General features: G+C 63.7%; 14 protein-coding genes. 3 read left to right on the top strand and 11 right to left on the bottom strand.

Annotated elements, in window-relative coordinates; translation table 11 throughout:
• Window positions 1–7: 7 nt before the first annotated feature.
• Entirely contained in the window at window positions 8–322 is a 315-nt protein-coding gene (locus LK12_RS18810; RefSeq protein WP_039287515.1) for a co-chaperone GroES, read from the bottom strand.
• Window positions 323–810: 488 nt separating this feature from the next.
• Between LK12_RS18810 and LK12_RS18805 the strand changes: the two genes are divergently transcribed.
• Window positions 811–1080 carry an usg protein gene (locus tag LK12_RS18805; RefSeq protein WP_039287512.1) on the top strand — a complete coding sequence of 90 codons (270 nt, stop codon included), beginning with the start codon at window positions 811–813 and terminating at the stop codon, window positions 1078–1080.
• A gap of 125 nt (window positions 1081–1205) precedes the next feature.
• On the opposite strand, the gene LK12_RS18800 is transcribed toward LK12_RS18805, so the two are convergent.
• From LK12_RS18800 to LK12_RS18785, 4 genes are all read right to left on the bottom strand, one after another.
• Window positions 1206–2234 (bottom strand): PepSY-associated TM helix domain-containing protein, encoded by a 1029-nt coding sequence (locus LK12_RS18800; protein ID WP_039287509.1) that lies wholly within the window; start codon window positions 2232–2234, stop codon window positions 1206–1208.
• Window positions 2234–4414, bottom strand: a complete 2181-nt coding sequence (locus tag LK12_RS18795; RefSeq protein WP_039287507.1) for a TonB-dependent receptor — start codon at window positions 4412–4414, stop codon at window positions 2234–2236. The genes LK12_RS18800 and LK12_RS18795 overlap by 1 nt, the downstream gene beginning before the upstream one ends.
• An 88-nt stretch (window positions 4415–4502) precedes the next feature.
• Window positions 4503–4736 (bottom strand): hypothetical protein, encoded by a 234-nt coding sequence (locus LK12_RS18790; RefSeq protein WP_039287505.1) that lies wholly within the window; start codon window positions 4734–4736, stop codon window positions 4503–4505.
• 274 nt (window positions 4737–5010) lie between these two features.
• Window positions 5011–6066: a MaoC/PaaZ C-terminal domain-containing protein gene (locus LK12_RS18785; protein ID WP_082010644.1), complete on the bottom strand. Its 1056-nt coding sequence runs from the start codon at window positions 6064–6066 to the stop codon at window positions 5011–5013.
• 179 nt (window positions 6067–6245) lie between these two features.
• Between LK12_RS18785 and LK12_RS18780 the strand changes: the two genes are divergently transcribed.
• A complete protein-coding gene (locus LK12_RS18780) occupies window positions 6246–7235 on the top strand; it encodes a sterol desaturase family protein (protein WP_039287503.1) in 990 nt (329 codons plus the stop codon).
• A 103-nt stretch (window positions 7236–7338) separates the two neighbouring features.
• Window positions 7339–7812, top strand: coding sequence for a hypothetical protein (locus tag LK12_RS18775; protein ID WP_052223606.1), 474 nt, complete (start codon window positions 7339–7341; stop codon window positions 7810–7812).
• A gap of 69 nt (window positions 7813–7881) precedes the next feature.
• On the opposite strand, the gene LK12_RS18770 is transcribed toward LK12_RS18775, so the two are convergent.
• From LK12_RS18770 to LK12_RS18745, 6 genes are all read right to left on the bottom strand, one after another.
• The gene (locus LK12_RS18770) at window positions 7882–8292 is read right to left on the bottom strand and encodes a group II truncated hemoglobin (protein ID WP_039287501.1); all 411 of its coding nucleotides are present in this window, start codon (window positions 8290–8292) and stop codon (window positions 7882–7884) included.
• 37 nt (window positions 8293–8329) lie between these two features.
• On the bottom strand, window positions 8330–8659 hold the full coding sequence (locus tag LK12_RS18765) for an antibiotic biosynthesis monooxygenase family protein (protein ID WP_039287492.1): 330 nt from the start codon (window positions 8657–8659) through the stop codon (window positions 8330–8332).
• A 227-nt stretch (window positions 8660–8886) separates the two neighbouring features.
• The gene (locus LK12_RS18760) at window positions 8887–9825 is read right to left on the bottom strand and encodes a Vgb family protein (RefSeq protein WP_039287490.1); all 939 of its coding nucleotides are present in this window, start codon (window positions 9823–9825) and stop codon (window positions 8887–8889) included.
• A gap of 44 nt (window positions 9826–9869) precedes the next feature.
• A complete protein-coding gene (gene atzF / locus LK12_RS18755; RefSeq protein ID WP_039287488.1) occupies window positions 9870–11639 on the bottom strand; it encodes an allophanate hydrolase in 1770 nt (589 codons plus the stop codon).
• Window positions 11636–15232, bottom strand: coding sequence for an urea carboxylase (uca, locus tag LK12_RS18750; RefSeq protein ID WP_039287486.1), 3597 nt, complete (start codon window positions 15230–15232; stop codon window positions 11636–11638). The genes atzF and uca overlap by 4 nt, the downstream gene beginning before the upstream one ends.
• Complete coding sequence (locus LK12_RS18745; RefSeq protein ID WP_039287483.1) at window positions 15229–15864, bottom strand: urea amidolyase associated protein UAAP2; 636 nt, start codon at window positions 15862–15864, stop codon at window positions 15229–15231. The genes uca and LK12_RS18745 overlap by 4 nt, the downstream gene beginning before the upstream one ends.

The following is a 15864-nucleotide window of genomic DNA, read 5'->3' as shown; positions in this document are numbered from 1 at the left end:
GTTGATGTTATGCCGCCTTCTTGAGTTCGGCGGTGGCTTCGATCACGCCGAGGATATCGCTCTCCTTCATGATGAGCAGGTCCTCGCCCTCGATCCGCACGTCGGTGCCGGACCACTTCCCGAAGAGGATGCGGTCGCCGGCCTTCACGCCCGGTTCGGCAAGCTTGCCAGACTCGTCGCGTTTACCGGGGCCGACAGCGATGACTTCGCCTTCGCTTGGCTTTTCCTTGGCAGTGTCGGGAATGATGATGCCGCCAGCGGTTTTCTCTTCCGCTTCGATACGGCGAACCAGCACACGATCGTGCAAGGGACGGAAATGCATGGCACAACCTCCAATGACAAAAAATGCTTTGATTCAGGTGCCCTGTCCGCACGCTAGGTGCAGTGAGCGATGTGAAAATTAGGAGAGGGCAAAGCGGCTTCAAGAGGCCTGTGAAAATTTTTTGGCACTCTTTCTTCCCAAGTGCCAGGCGGTCCTGTCTGGGTTATTGACGGAGGCCTTGAGCGTGACAAATATAGAAGCTCGGCAAAAGCTGCTGTGAGCGAAAAGCGACGCGCCAGAAAGGAGGACGAAACGATGTCGCAGTCTTTCTCTCGCTACCTTCATCCTTTCGAGATCCCACACCATCCCGTGCCAGAACCCGAAGTGAGGCAAGCGCTTCTAGCGTCCTGGAACGTCGAGCGAGAGGCGCGCCATGAAGGGGCCGCCGCCTGCAAGCCGGATGAAATCCCCTGTCCGGTCGCATCGACCCACGGATCCATGGCCTTGCAACCCCGCAGGATCCAGCAGGGAGGCGCTGCGAGCGTGCAATGACCGATCGCGCACTCCTCGTTCAACTCGCAGGATACGGGCTGACGACAGCGGAGATCTGTTACTTCATGCCCGATCATCCCTCGCTGCTGCAGGTGTTCGCCTGGCAGGAGTACGATGCCGCGCCGGACTTTCCGGTCCTGTTCGACTTTCTCGAGCATTGGCGGCGCGAGATCGAAGCGGAAATACGATCCGTGCGTATCGCCCACGACAAGATGATCAGGCCTGCAAGTTGGCAGTCGGCAGATGGCGTGATCAGCTGGGATTGAAGGCTTTTTGTCTGGCCGAATTGTCTGGCCGAAATTGCGCCGATCAGGTGGGCAGGGCGCGGGGCTTGGCGTTCAGCACCAGTCCCGAGCCTTCGCTCGCTCAGGCTCGGGAGGGCATCCTGCCGTCAAATCGTTCTGGTTGGCGCGCGAAGCCAGAAACTGAAAGTGGCAAGCGCGCCCAGCATGACGAGGCCTAATCCGGCGCACGTAACTACCGCCTTCCAAACCCATCCCCCGACCTTCGCAGCGTGGATGGGGTAGAATTTTTCGCTAATCGCCTGCTTGTCGAGGGAACCATCGGGGGCCTCGATTTTCACAGTGCCCGACCTGTCGACTTTCAAGTAGGTGCGCCCGTTCGGCGTCCATTCGAAGGGTTGGCGCAGGCGAAGGGTCGCTGCTGCGCCGTTGCCTGCACTGTATTGCAGCCGTCGTATTTCCGCTTGAGGGAACGTGCGTCTTGCCTCGGTCAGCAGCGCCGCCCAATCGTCGTGCGCAATGCGTCGTGGCGAAGACTGCGGGTGCGCCATGCGATCTGGCCAAGGCGCGGTAATGGCCCGCGAGAGCTGAGGAAAGATCATGGCGGCGCCGGTAATCGTCGCGAGGAGAAGGAGCGGGGCCAGCAGAAGGCCCATATCGCGGTGCTGGCGAACGATCGCACTGCGCGTGAGCCGCCTTGGCCAAAGCCGAAAAGAGAATGTCCTGCGGGTACGCCACCAGAGGATAATGCCGGAAACGACGAAGAAGATGCAGATCAGGCCTGCGGTCCCTACCAGGATCTCTCCGAACCTGCCTGCAAAAAGATAATGGTGCAGGTCGAAGAGCCACAGTTCCGGCCGCTGCCAGATGCTGGACCAGCTTGCCGCAATATTTCCGGACTGATCGATATAGGCGCCGCTCCCATCGAGATAGGCGGCCTGATGGAGCCCGATATCTTCGCTTGCGAAGGTTATGCGGGTCAGGCCGGGGTGATGGTCACGGGCGATATCGACTGACCTCGCCAGGGAAGCGACGGAGCCCGTGACAGGCGCCCTTGCACCCGGCACGCCGATCCACCAACTCTCCCAGACCAGGGCCGATCCTGACAGGCCCGTGACTATCAGGATCAGTCCCATCGTTGCACCAAGCCATCGATGCAATGTGGTCAGAAGTCGCATTAGAACTCGCTTTGCAGTGACAAGGTGAGGGTTCGTCCCCGTCCGGCAAAATAGCGATTGTCGTCGAATGTGCGCACGGTGTCGCTATCGTAAGTCAGGTAGTATTCGTCGAGCGCATTCTGAATCCCGAGCGATACGAGGCCGAAGTCGGTCCGGTAGCCCAGATAGACGTCCAGCACCGTGTAACCGGAGAAGCTGGCTTCGGCAGGCTGGCCATCGAAGGCGCGCTTTAGGTAGAAGCGGGCCTGCGTGCGGGCGCTGAAGCGGCCACTCTCGAAATCCGCGGCAAGATTGACCCGGTCGGGGGAGATGTTGGCGCCATCGAGGTCCGCTTCGAGGATGCCGTCCCCGTCATCGTCCGTGCGGCCGGTGAGGTGGCTGAAGCCGATCGACAGATCGAGTCCGGGAACCGGAGTTCGCGTCGCGAGGCTCAGTTCCAGACCCTCGATCTCGACGGGCGCGCGCACGACTTCGAAAATACCGTCCGGGTTCAGGACAAGGCGAGAACCGAGCTTGCTGGAGGACCAGAAATAGCTCGCGCTGGCCTTCAGGGGGCCGCGTTCCACTTCGACGCCCAGTTCCTTGTTGTTCGAAATCACAGGTTCCAGCGACAGGAAATCGTCGATGTCGACGCCTTGCTCCGTGATTCCACGAAGTATGCGTCCCACGTCGGCGATCGTGTATCCCTCGGCATAGCTGCCGTAGGCCCTGATACCATCGATCGGTTCGAGGATGACGCCGCCATTGAACAGCGTATCGCTGAATGAAGGGCTCCCGCCGGCAACGAACACGGGCTGGTATGTAGAGACGTCCGCCCTGTCGGTTGCGCCGTATGAGGCAAGGGTCTCGTAGTCGCCGACCTTGAGCTTCACGTCTTCATGGCGCAGCCCGCCCGCCAGGCGGAGGAGGCCATCGAACAATGCCAGATTCGCCTGCGCGAACGGTGCGAAGCTGCGAAACTCGGTCTCAGGAACCCAGTCACGCCCGGTCTGCACCAGATACTGTCGGGTCTTGTCGAGCAGGGCGTCGAAACCGATGGTGACGACAAGGTCTTCGAACCCGGGGACAGGCCGTTCGTAGCTGACTTTTCCTCCCAGCTTGCGCGACTTGTTGGCCGACTGGTCGAACAGCTGGCCCGTCGGGTCGATCATAGGATCCTGAAACGTCGCGAACGTGCCCCCGCCAAATGTGTCGCGCGTCTGGTTGTAAAAGCCCTGCAACGTGAAGGACCCGCCGGCAAGATCGCTGTCGCGAAGCGCAAGCGACACCATGTCGGCGCGGTTGGATGGCGGATTGCCCTGCGTGGTGCCCCTGGTGCTCGATGCCGGGATGCCTGCGGCACGATCGCCGGGGACCAGAACATAATGGTTGTTGCCTTCGAGCTCGAAGTGATTTGCAATCAGCTCTAGGCGCGTATCTTCGGTAAGTTGGTAACCAATCCGCCCGAAGACGGACCAGCTGTCGCTATCCTGGATCTCGCCCTGGGTGCCATCGACGCCTATGCGATTGCCCTTTCCATCCACGAATGCCCCGCGTCGCTGGAATGCGCCGCCAACCGATGCATCGAATGCACCTGACCGCCAGCCCGCAAGCGCTGCGAGCTTGCCTCCCAGCGCCTCGCCGTCGAAACCATCCGCAGCAGTGCCCTGCAGCAATGTCCTGATTCTCAGGCCGTCGTTCTCCGGTGCCGGCACGGTGACCTGGTTGACGACTCCCCCGGTGCCACCGATGCCCTGCAAGGCGTTTGAGCCGTAGATCACCTCGACCCGGTCGATAAAGAAGGGATCGATCGTGTAGCCATCGCGCGAACCGTCGCGCACGGGTGTGGACTGGGGGATGCCGTCGATGGCGTAGAGCGGAGCGCGCCCGCGCAAGCTTTCACCGGCGCCGCTCAGCTTTTCGCGGGTGGGCGAGAAGGAGGGCAGAAGCGCCGATACGGCGTCTACAGTCGAACCGGAAATCACCAGTTGGCGATCGAGCATCTGCGAATTGATCACGTCGATCGTGAGGGGAAGCGCACTCGCCGGCAGTTGCGTGCGGGCAGCCGTCACCACGATATCGGATGCACGCGTTCCCGGGGCCTCCTGGCCTGGCCTGCTCTCCGCCATGTCCTGTGCAACCGCCGGCTTTGCAAAGCCCAAGGCCGAAACCGAAAACGCAAGAATGTGACTGAACCGCATGAATCCTCCTATTGCGAGGATGCGCGCTTATAGCTATTGCGAATTGATTGCAAGAATGGCAGAAAAGATATGTGAGGACGGCGCGAATTCAACCTTTGGCCGCCGCCCCGTGCAGGTTCGCCAAACAGCGCCCGGACGAAGCGATGAGCCGCGCGTTCGGCGCCGCATCGAGGAAGCTTTCGTCCCCTTGTTCGGCATATTCCAACTTCACTGGCAAAAAACTCTCGACGCTGCGCGACGACGTCTTCCTGACGGTCCTTTCGGACGTGCCGACATCGCCGCCATCACGGACATGCAGCCCGCTAATCTGCGCCACCGGCATCGACGACCGGAGATGCCGTCGATGACAGGCCCAAGCTTATCAGGGCTCGCCACCGACGGCTGCCTTTCGGGACCCCAAAAAATTGAGGCTGGCGACCCGAAGGGCATTGGCTCCGCTGCCCCATCATTTAGAAATTACGGTTAAGTGCAACAGTAGATACGGAAGCGTATGTTTGTACTCGGAAGTTTTTGACAGCTTGGCCACGTGACAGAACGGTGAAGGGACACCGAAGCTTACCGTTGCGGCGCTGGGGTCAGCAGCGAAGGCCGCGCGGTCAGGTTTTCAGATAGCGAAAGCGTCCGCGATCCAGAACGATCCGTTCGCCATTGGCAAGCACCTGGTAAAGCGCGCCGTCGATCGTACGCCAGATGAGGGTGTCGAGCCGGTCGCCGGGGAAGACCGGCTTCGAAAAGCGTCCTTCCATGTGACCGAACTGTGCTGCGTCGCCATCGCACAGGCCGCGCAGCAGCGCGCGGCATGCGACACCGAACGTACCCAGACCATAGAAGATGGGGCGTTCGAAGCCATCCTGTCGCGCACGGCCAACCTGGGTCCCATGCGGATGGCGGTCGCCCGACAGCCGATAGATCAGCGACTGGTTGATACCGACCGGAAGCGAGACGATCGCGTCCGGCTCGCGCTCGGGATGAACCCAAGGGACCTCGCCCTCCGGTGCACGCGGCCCGCCGAATCCGCCCTTGCCCTGCGCGAACAAGCGCATGAACGTGGAGCCGAGGTACTCGCCGGTGTCGGCAAGCGAAAGCCGTGTTTCCTTGACGACGAGCGCGCCCGAGCCCTTGTCGTAGACGCCCCGCAGGACTGTCGACAGCCGGGCGCTGCCACGGACAGGCAGAGGGCGCGCCAGCGTCACCGCCTGCTCGCCATGGACCATCCCCACCGGGCTAAGGCCCTCGCTGACCCAGCCCAGCCGCTCGACCCAATCGCTTTTGAGCCCCATGAGGGTGGCGAAGGTTGGGATCACTTGCTGTGGTTGGCCGGGCGTGTTTTCGGTCGTGAAGTGCAGCTCCTTCTGCGCGTCGTCGAGCCCGGCGCCGACGCCAACGGCGTAGAGCAGGGCGCGATCCGATTCCCAGCTCCATGTGCCGCTGACCAGTTCCTCTCCGATCAGGTGGTCGTACTGCCCCATCGCCTCATCCTCCCGTTCTTGCGCTGTAGACAAAATATCCACGCGCAAGTCGAGTTGCTTCACGAACGATTGGGTCGGCCCGACGTCGGAGCATTGCGAAGGTGGGGGCGCTTTGCGCCGCTCATCGAGCGAGGCGGACGCCTGGCGCATATTGGCTGCGCCCGCTACGAAGTCGCGCCCCATGCAGCATCCGGCTGCCCCTGAGCCCGACTGCAGGTGACAAGATTGGCTGGAATTCAAGGGCTTCGCAGGTTTTGTGCGCTTGCACACACGTAAGCGTAGACAGGCGGGATATATGGTATTACTATGTTCTCATTAAGTATTACTGAGGTAGGTAGCTGGGTATTACGAGGGCAGGGAATATGAATGGAGTGCGGGTAGGGAAACGGGTGATTGGCGCTGACGCACCGGTCACCATCGGGTGGGAAAACCTTCCCAAGGTGGAAGGCGGCCCGGTGAAGCGAATGTTCTTCACCTATTTCCAGCCTGCCGTGCTGTTCGCTCTGATCGCGTTCTGGATGTACGCCCCCGATTCGATAGCCAAGGCTTCGACGGCAATCGGTATCGGTGTCGGGTTCAAGATCTTCCTGCTGGGCCTCGAATGGGTGAATCCGCGTCACTCCAGCTGGCGGCTGACCTGGAAGGAACTCGTCACCGACCTTTTCTACGTCGGCATCAGCTACACTCTGGTCAAATATGCCGGCAAGCATATCGGCAGCGACGCCATCGCCGAGGCCGTGCGACAGCTGGGCGATTGGGAGAAGCTGACCTGGTTTACGGGCATGCCGCTGCTGGTGCAGGCCTTCGCGATCTCGTTCATGTTCGATTTCGGCCAGTACTGGATGCATCGCGGAATGCATAACTGGTATCCGCTCTGGCTGACCCATTCGGTCCACCACTACATAACCCAGCTGAACATCAACAAGGGCGCCGTGGGCAATCCGGTGGAGCTCTTCCTGATCGGGCTCGGCATCGGCGGGTTCTTCGACTTCCTGCCGCGGGCCGCTTTGCTTGCCGGCTCCATCGGTCTGGCGGTCGGAACCTACCAGCACATCAACGTGCGTTTCAATACGCCGCGCTGGTGGCGGTTCCTGTTCAACACGACCGAGCATCACAGTCTGCACCACTCGCAGGACTATGAAGCCACCCGCAGCAACTATTCGGGCACCTACATCATCATCGACCGCATGTTCGGCACCTGCGTCGACGGCGAGGCCGAGCTGCTCGGGATGGAAGGCGGGCGTCGGATGTCGATCCGCGAGCAGATGACCTATCCCTTCACCGAGGGCTACAAGTCGACCAAGGCATTCATCCAGCGGCGTCTGCAGCCGGTCGCCGTGCCGGCCGAATAAGCGACGCCCTGTGCGATGCTCGATCTTTCTCTCTCGCCCCGGCCCGGTCGGGGCGAGATGGACCTTCGCGCCTTTTTGTGAGGCTCTTCTGGAGAAAATTTGAGTGAACTTGCCTTACATCGAACGGATCTGGCGTGTTCGCGGATCGCTGGCACTCGATCCGCCACAGTCTCCGGCAACAGCATTCGGAAAGCTCGACCACCTGTTCCAGGCTGCAGGAACGACCTATGAGATCGATGGCGATACGCTGACCTTCAACAAGAAGGATCCCCTCTCGCAGGACAAGATGGCAAGCTTCAATCGCGGCACGCTGAGGGTTGCCGACGAGGGCGCAAGCTCCACTCTCCTTTACGACCTGAACAGCAACACGCTGCTGTTCTGTTTCGCCTTGCCGTTCTTCTTTTCGGGAATCGCCTGGCTGCTCGAGGAATCACGGACCCCGGCATTCGTTTTCGCGGGTTTCTTCAGCTTCCTGTACGTGGTCGGGCGCATACTCGAGCCGTGGTTGATCAGGTCGGAGTTTCGCAAGAGCCTGCTCGGAAACACCATGTCGGGCCGCGAGCGGCCCGTGGCCTGACGGGTAGCGCGAAAGGGGGGGGCTGGTCCGGGTAGGTGGGCAGATCGTAAGCGCGTTCAGATACGTGCGTCAAAGCTGAACGTCCGCGTTGTCCTCCCGGTTGCGCATCCAGTCGGCCAATTTGGCGAGCGCCGTGCGGATGTCCTGCCGCGCAGCTTCGTCTGTCACGGCTTCGACGAGGGCGGCGTCCATGCACTGCATCCAGGCATCGCGGGCGGCATTCCCGATCGGGAATGGCAAGTGCCGCCGCCTCAGGCGGGGATGGCCGCGCTCGCTCGAATAGAGCTTCGGGCCGCCCAGCCATTCCGTGAGATAGCGCTTGAGCACGCGCTTCACTGCTGTGAGATCGGCAGCGTGCATGTCGCGGATGGAGCGGGCTTCGGGCAGGCTGTCCATCTGGGCATAGAACGTTTCCACGAGGCAATCGACGGTGGGCGCCCCACCGATGCGATCGAACAAGGTCGCACTCGTCTCGTTCATGCGGATTCGATCGGTTGCTGTCCTGCCAGAGCCGGGATCAGCCGCCGGAATGCGCCGCGCCGACGGTCTGGATGACCTCGAAGCCCTCGAACTTCGGCGGGCCGAGGTATAACGGCTTGTGGCCGCCGGCGCCTGCATGCGCCTTGCGGAAGGCATCCGAAGTGGTCCAGGCCTCGAAATCGGACTTCGAACGCCAGACGGTATGCGATGCAAACAACGTGTGGTCTTCTGCCTCGGGCCCGCGAAGCAGGTGAAACTCGATAAAGCCGGGCACTTCATCCAGATGGCTCTCGCGGCTTTTCCAGACCGTCTCGAAAGCCTCTTCCTCACCTCGCAAGACCTGAAAGCGGTTCATGGCGATGAACATGCATGTTCTCCTCGTTTTCCCGGTCCGGGATACGCGCCGTCCGGGGCGACAATGCCGCTTGCGGGCATCGTAGGGCATTGGACTCGGATAGGAAATGCCTCGGATCGAATGGCGCCGCGGCCGGCGCTGCCATTCGCAAGGAGGGCAAGCGCTTGTTTTCCGCGCCCCATGGCGCGGCGATCGTCTGCGGGAGCGCCAGCGATGGAAGCCCGCGGGCTTCGCGATAGCTAGTCTTCCGTCTTTTCCGCCAGCATGGACTTTGGCCACCAGGTCAGGGTGTGCAGGTCATGTTCCGTGGTCCAAACGCCGTCACGGGTGTAGCGCAGGGCTCCGCTTCCCGAGGCTTTGCCCATGCGCGCGTCAATCTGGAGGGTCTCGCTGTCAATCACCACGAACACCTGATCATCGGTTGTGCGCAGCCAGACCTTGCCGCCACCGGTATCGATATCGCCCCATTTCAGGTTGTCACCAACCTTGATGCGGTCGGTGACTTCGCCGCTCTCGTAGTCGATCCGGGCGACCGTGCCGTCGCCCTGCTCCTGCACCCAGACCGCGCCGGCTCCGGCGACGAGAAAGCCGGGCTCGGTGCCCAGCGGTGTCTTGCCGACGACGGTGTCGGTTTCAGGATCGATGCGCTGCAGCGTCTGCTTTTCGGCGCTCACGGCCCAGACGGAGCCGTATCCATACGCCAGGTACCACGTGCCGGGATCGACCTTCACGGTGGCGATGACTTCGTTGCTTTCGGGATCGATACGCGAAACCACGCCCTGGTTGTCGCTAGCCACCCAGACCGAGCCGGCGCCGGCCACGACATTGAGCTCGCCCTTGGGGTTGGCAATTCCGGTGGCGATCGTGGTGACGAGCTCCGAAGTGCGGATATTGATCCGGTTGAGCGTGCCTTCGGTGCATTCGGCTACCCAGAGCGAGCCGTGCGAAATGGCCATGGTGCCGCAGGGACGCGCCAGCGCGACTTCGCCCAACTTGCCGTACCGCGACCAGACTTCGACGCGGCCCTTGTTGGTGGTCCAGACGGTGTCGCCGTCGACAGCGAGGAAATCCGCAAAACCGGGTACGGTGATGACTTCCTCGCCTTCTGCAAAGGCGGGCTGGGAGAGAGCGGCAAGGCCGGCCGTGGCGGTAAGCGACATGAGCTTGAGCTTATTCATCTTTTCCCTCTTCGGTCTTGCTGCTGCCGGGTCCGGCGAAAGGCTTAGGCGAGCTGCGCGATGTAGGCGCGCCATCCGCCCAGGTCGGTGATGTCCTGCGCGCCTTCAGTGGCGCGCGGTTCGGAAACGAAGCCCTTCACGCTGGTTCCGTCGGCAAGCGTCACGGTGCCGATCGCGAGGGGAGGGGGGACTTCGGCCACGAAGCTTCCGAACTCGGCGACGCCCAGTTCATAGACCTCCACGGGAATCCCGGCGCCGTCCTCGCTGTAGACGAGCGCCGGCTTGGGGGGGACACTGTCGGCCATGGCATAGAGCCGGTAGCTGGGTGCCGTCTCGAAGGCTCCCACGAACTTCGCGTCGCGCGAAGTGAGCTGCCAGTGGAGGGGCATGTCCTTCAGGTGCGCGCCGACGACGGCGAGTTTCACGGTCTGCATTTTTCCCTCCAGGTCGAGCGGCGGCGGAGATGGAAGATCGGCAAGCGAAAGATAGGCATCGGCCGCATCCAGCAGGGCGCGGTCGGCATCGGCCGGGCCGATGAGGGTTATGCCGAAGCCTGTGGCATTGGCGCGAATCCCGGCAGGCACGGCAAGCGCCGACATGTCGAGCAGGTTCACGAAATTGGTGTAGGCGCCGAGGTTGCTGTTGAGCGCGACCGGCGCCGCGAGCATTTCCGCAACCCGGTACGTCGTCCCGGTGGTCGGGAACGCCATCATGTCGATCCCGGTCCACAGCGTGTCCGCATAGCGCTTGAGTTCGGCAAGACGATAGATGCCGTTGAACAGGTCGACGGCGGTCATCGGGATACCCTTTTCGACGACCTCGCGAACGGTCGGGTCCACTGCGTCCGGGTTGTCGGAAAGGATTTCCGCCATGGCGGCCGTGCGTTCCGCCACCCAGGGCCCGCCGTAGAGCAGCAGGGCCGCTTCCTGCAGGGGGGCGTAGTCGATCTCGACGATCTCGCCCAGTCGAGCGAGCTTTTCCAGCGCCCGGTCGTAGAGGTATTCGGATTCGATATCGCCGAAGAAGGCCCGCTGATCGCGGCGCGGTACCCCAATGGTCTTCGGCGTCAGCGGCCGGTCGGCCAGCGCCTTGGAGAAGGGATCGTCCGGGTCGAAGCCCGCGATCACGGCGTCCACCAACCGGGCGTCCGCCGTGTCGTCGGTAAACACGGTAATGCAGTCCAGGGTCCTGCACGCGGGCACGAGGCCGCGCGTGCTCCAGCGGCCCTTGCTGGGCTTCAATCCGATCAGGTGATTGAAGGCGGCCGGGACGCGGCCCGATCCCGCCGTGTCGGTTCCCAGGGCGAACGGCACGAGGCCCGCCGCCACGGCAACCGACGATCCCGAACTGGACCCGCCGCTGACGTAGGCCAGGTTGTAGGCGTTGCGGGGAATGCCATAGGGGCTGCGCGAGCCGTTGAGGCCGGTCGCGAACTGGTCGAGGTTGGTCTTTCCGAGACAGAGGGCTCCGGCAGCGGTCAGGCGCTCGATCACCCCGGCCGAGGCTTCGGGCCGGTAAGCGAAGTCGGGACAGGCCGCAGTGGTTTCGAAGCCTGCGACGTCGATGTTGTCCTTCGCGGCGAAGGGGACGCCGGCCAGCGGCAGGGTCTCGCCGGCGGCGATACGCGCATCGACGGCGCCGGCCGCAGCCAGGAATTCCTCCTGCGTTGCCCGGCTGATCCAGATTTGCGGCTGGATGGCGTCGTAGGCCAGGGCGCGTGCGAGAGTCTCCTCGGCCACAGCGACGGCACTGGTCCGTCCTGCGTTGACGGCGGATGCGATCTCGGTCGCGCTGCGACGGTCGAGCGTCATCATGCGCGCCTCGTCAGTGCCAGCATCGGTGCCCCGGGTTGCAATGATTTTCCTTCCTGCATGTAAAGTGCTGCGACCGTGCCCTCGCCCGGGCTTTCGACCGACGATTCCATCTTCATCGCCTCGATCACGGCGATCCGGTCGCCGGCCTTGATCTCGTCGCCTGGGGCGACGAGCAGCTTCGAGACGATTCCGCCGTAAGGCGCCTCGACGACGTGGGCCCCGTCCGGGATGTCGATGGCGATGGCCTGCGCTTCGTCGGCGGTCTCCGGTTCCGTGATGCGATCGAATTCACCGCGGCGCTGCCATTCGGCGCGCTCCTCGTCGAAGGCGGCCTGGCGCCGTGCCTCGAACGCGGCAATCGAATCCGCGTTCTCGGCCAGGAAGGCCCGATAGTCGGCAAGCCGGAATTCGGAAGGCTCGATCCGGATCGAGCGGCGGCCGTTCGGAAACTCGCGGCGCCAGTCGGTCAGATCCTCGGCGCTCACCGGATAGAACCGGATCTGGTCGAAGAAACGCAGCAGCCAGGGTTTGCCCTCCGTGAAGGCCTCGGTCTGGCGATAGGTGTTCCAGACCTGGATGGTCCGGCCGAACAGCTGGTAGCCGCCGGGGCCTTCCATGCCGTAGATGCACATGTAGGCGCCGCCGATCCCCACGACATTGGGTGGGGTCCAGGTCCTGGCCGGGTTGTACTTGGTGGTGACCAGCCGGTGCCGCGGGTCGACCGGCGTCGCGACCGGCGCGCCCAGGTAGACGTCGCCCAGGCCGAACACGAGATAGTTGGCATCGAAGATCAGGTTCTCGACGGCGTCGGCGTCGGGAAGGCCGTTGATGCGGCGGATGAATTCGATGTTGTCCGGGCACCAGGGTGCATCGGCGCGTACGGCCCCCATGTACTTCTGGATCGTCTCGATCGTGGCCGGGTCGCGCCAGCTCAAGGGGAGATGGACGATGCGCGAGGGGATGGAGAAATCCTCCAGGTCACCCAGCCGTTCCTCGGCATCGATCAGGGCCGCCAGCGCCGCGCGCTGATCCATGACGTCGCCATCGAAGTGGACCTGCAGCGAACGGATGCCCGGGACGATATCGATGATGCCCGGCAGCGCCAGCCGCTCCAGTTCCGTCATCAGGGCATGCACGCGGATGCGCAGTTCGACGTCGAGCACGATCGGGCCGTACTCGACGAGGATGTTGCGGTCGCCCTGCTGGCGATAGACGGTTCTCGGGCGGCTCGGTCCTTCCGCGATCTCCGAGAGAATGGGCGACAGTATCGTCACGTCGCGGGGGGGCAGGGGGGCGGAGGGCCGGCCGGTCGCGACCAGATCGCGCTGCGACATGTCCGCCGTGGCCGCATCGTCGATGTCGACCGGTGCGAAGCGCAGCTTGTCGCCGGGGGCGAGCTGGCCGATCTTCCAGCGGTCGGCGGCGATGACCACGAAAGGACAGACGAAACCGCCGAGGGAAGGGCCATCGGGCCCGAGGATGATCGGCATGTCGCCGGTGAAGTCGACCGCGCCGATGGCATAGGCGTTGTCGTGGATGTTCGAGGGATGCAATCCGGCCTCGCCGCCGTCGGTGCGGGCCCAGTGCGGCTTGGGGCCGATGAGGCGCACGCCGGTGCGGTTGCTGTTGTAGTGCACCTGCCATTCGGCGGAGACGATCGTCTCGATATCCTCTTCCGTGAAGAAGTCGGGTGCGCCGTGCGGACCATAGAGAACCCGCAATGTCCACTCGTTCCCGATTTCGGGCAATTCGGTGCCAGAAAGCACCGCTTCGGTCGGCTGATCTCCAAGATGCAGGGTGTCGCCCGCCAGCAGGCGGCGCGCGGCGTGGCCGCCGAACTGGCCGAGTTCGAACGTGCTGCAGCTGCCCAGGTAGGGCGCAATGTCGAGCCCGCCGGCGAACAGCACATAGCCGCGCATGCCGCCGCCCGTGGCCCGCCCCATGGCCAGCGTCTGTCCGGCCTCCACATTGATCGGGACCCCGCGTGCAGCGGGTTCGCCGTCGAGCGTCGCTCCGAAATCCGCGCCCATCAGGCAGATCCGCGCCGGTGCCGTAAAGGCCAGCGTCGGTCCGGTGACGGTGACTTCCAGGCCTGCCGTGCCCTCGGGGTTCCCGAGCAGCCGGTTGCCGAGGCGGAACGACTGGTCGTCCATCGGACCCGATGGCGGCACGCCCACGGCCCAGTATCTCTGGCGGCCCGGCCAGTCCTGCACTGTGGTCGCCGTGCCTCCGGCAATGACGCGGACGCCGCGCGGCTCGTAGGTTATGGCGTCGAGAACACGGGTGGAAACCTGTCCGCTGACGAATTCCGGCGATCGCGTGACTTCGCGCAGCCACCTCAGGTTGGTTTCGATGCCATCGACCCGGCTCTCGTCGAGCGCCGCCTGCGCGGCGCGGACCGCCTCGGCCCGGGTGGGCGCATGGACGATCAGCTTGGCCAGCATGGGATCGTACCACGAGGTGATCTCGCTGCCGGGCGCGCACCATGTCTCGATGCGGATGTCGGCGGGGAACTCTACATTGGTGAGTATTCCGGACGTGGGACGATAGTCGAGCGAGGGGTCCTCGGCGTAGAGGCGCATCTGCACCGAATGGCCCTGCGGCGTCGGCGCGTCGCCATTGAGGAAGCCGAAGTCGCCCGCCGCCCCGCGCACCATCCATTCGACCAGATCGATGCCCATCACCGCCTCGGTCACGCCATGCTCGACCTGCAGCCGGGTGTTCATCTCGAGGAAGAAGAACTGCTCTCGTTCGGCGTCGTAGAGGAATTCGACGGTGCCGGCCGAACGGTACCGTGCAGCCTCGCCGAGCCTGACGGCTGCCGCGATGAGCGCCGAGCGCACGTGTTCGGGCAGCAAGGGGGCGGGGGCTTCCTCGACCACTTTCTGGTTGCGCCGCTGCAGCGAACAGTCGCGCTCGCCGAGCGCCATGATCCGGCCGTCGCCATCGCCGAACAGTTGCACCTCGATGTGGCGGGCGCGCCTGACGAAGCGTTCGAGGAAGACGCCGGCATCGCCGAAATTGCTCATGCCCTGGCGGACAACGCTGGCAAATCCCTCGCGCAGGTCGGCCTCGGTCTCGCACACGCGCATGCCGATGCCGCCGCCGCCCGCGGTCGCCTTCAGCATCACCGGGTAGCCGATCTCGCGGGCCGCGCGGACGGCTTCGGCCTCGTCGGTGAGCAGTTCGGTCCCGGGCGCCAGCGGCACCTCGTGAGCCGCTGCCAGCGCCCGGGCGCTATGCTTGAGGCCGAAGGTGCGGATGTTGTCCGTGGTCGGCCCGATGAAGGCGATTCCGGCTGCCTCGCAGGCCTCGGCGAATTCCACGTTCTCGGCCAGGAAGCCGTAGCCGGGATGGATGGCGCCGGCGTTCGTCCTGCGCGCAGCCTCGATGATCGCCTCGATGTTGAGGTAGCTGTCCGAGGCCCGAGCGCCGCCGATGCACACGGCCTCGTCGGCCTGCGATACGTGCATGGAGCCTTCGTCGGCTTCCGAATAGACGGCGACGGACCGCAGGCCCATTTGCCGCAGCGTGCGGATGATGCGGGTGGCGATCGCGCCGCGGTTCGCGATCAGGACAGTGTCGAAGCTCATGCGGCCACGATCATCCGCACGGGGGTCGGATTGAACCCGTTGCACGGGTTGTTGATCTGCGGGCAGTTGGAGACGACGACGATCACGTCCATCTCCGCGCGCAGATCGACCGTGAGGCCGGGCGCCGAAATGCCGTCGACAATGCCCAGCGAGCCATCCTCCTCGACCGGAACGTTCATGAAGAAGTTGATGTTCGACACGATGTCGCGCTTGCCGCGCCCTTCGGTCAGGTTCGCCTCGAGGAAGTTCTCGACGCAGGCATGTTGCGCCTTCGTGTGGTGGCCGTAGCGCAAGGTGTTGGACTCGCACGAACAGGCGCCGCCGATGGTGTCGTGATAGGCGACGGAGGTGTCGGTGATGGTCATCATCGGCCGGCCCTCGTTGGAACGCAGCACGGTTCCGGTGCGCAGGAACAGGTTGCCCTGCGCCGCGACCGTGTCCTGCGCGCTGTAGCGCTCGGTGTCGTCCTCGGCCGCGTAGAGAAGGAAGTCGACAGCCTGGTTGCCTTCCAGATCGACGATGCGGAGCGTGCGGCCGGCGGGGACGTGATACAACCAGGGCGCTCGTGCCGGCACGATCTCGTCGTGAACGACGGCACCGGGGAGATTGGCCAGATGGGGATCGGCGTTCAT

The sequence above is a fragment of the Novosphingobium malaysiense genome, assembly GCF_000802225.1.
Classification (GTDB): domain Bacteria; phylum Pseudomonadota; class Alphaproteobacteria; order Sphingomonadales; family Sphingomonadaceae; genus Novosphingobium; species Novosphingobium malaysiense.
The sequence above is the reverse complement of the archived record's forward strand: the minus strand, read 5'-3'. Positions and strand labels throughout refer to the sequence as shown.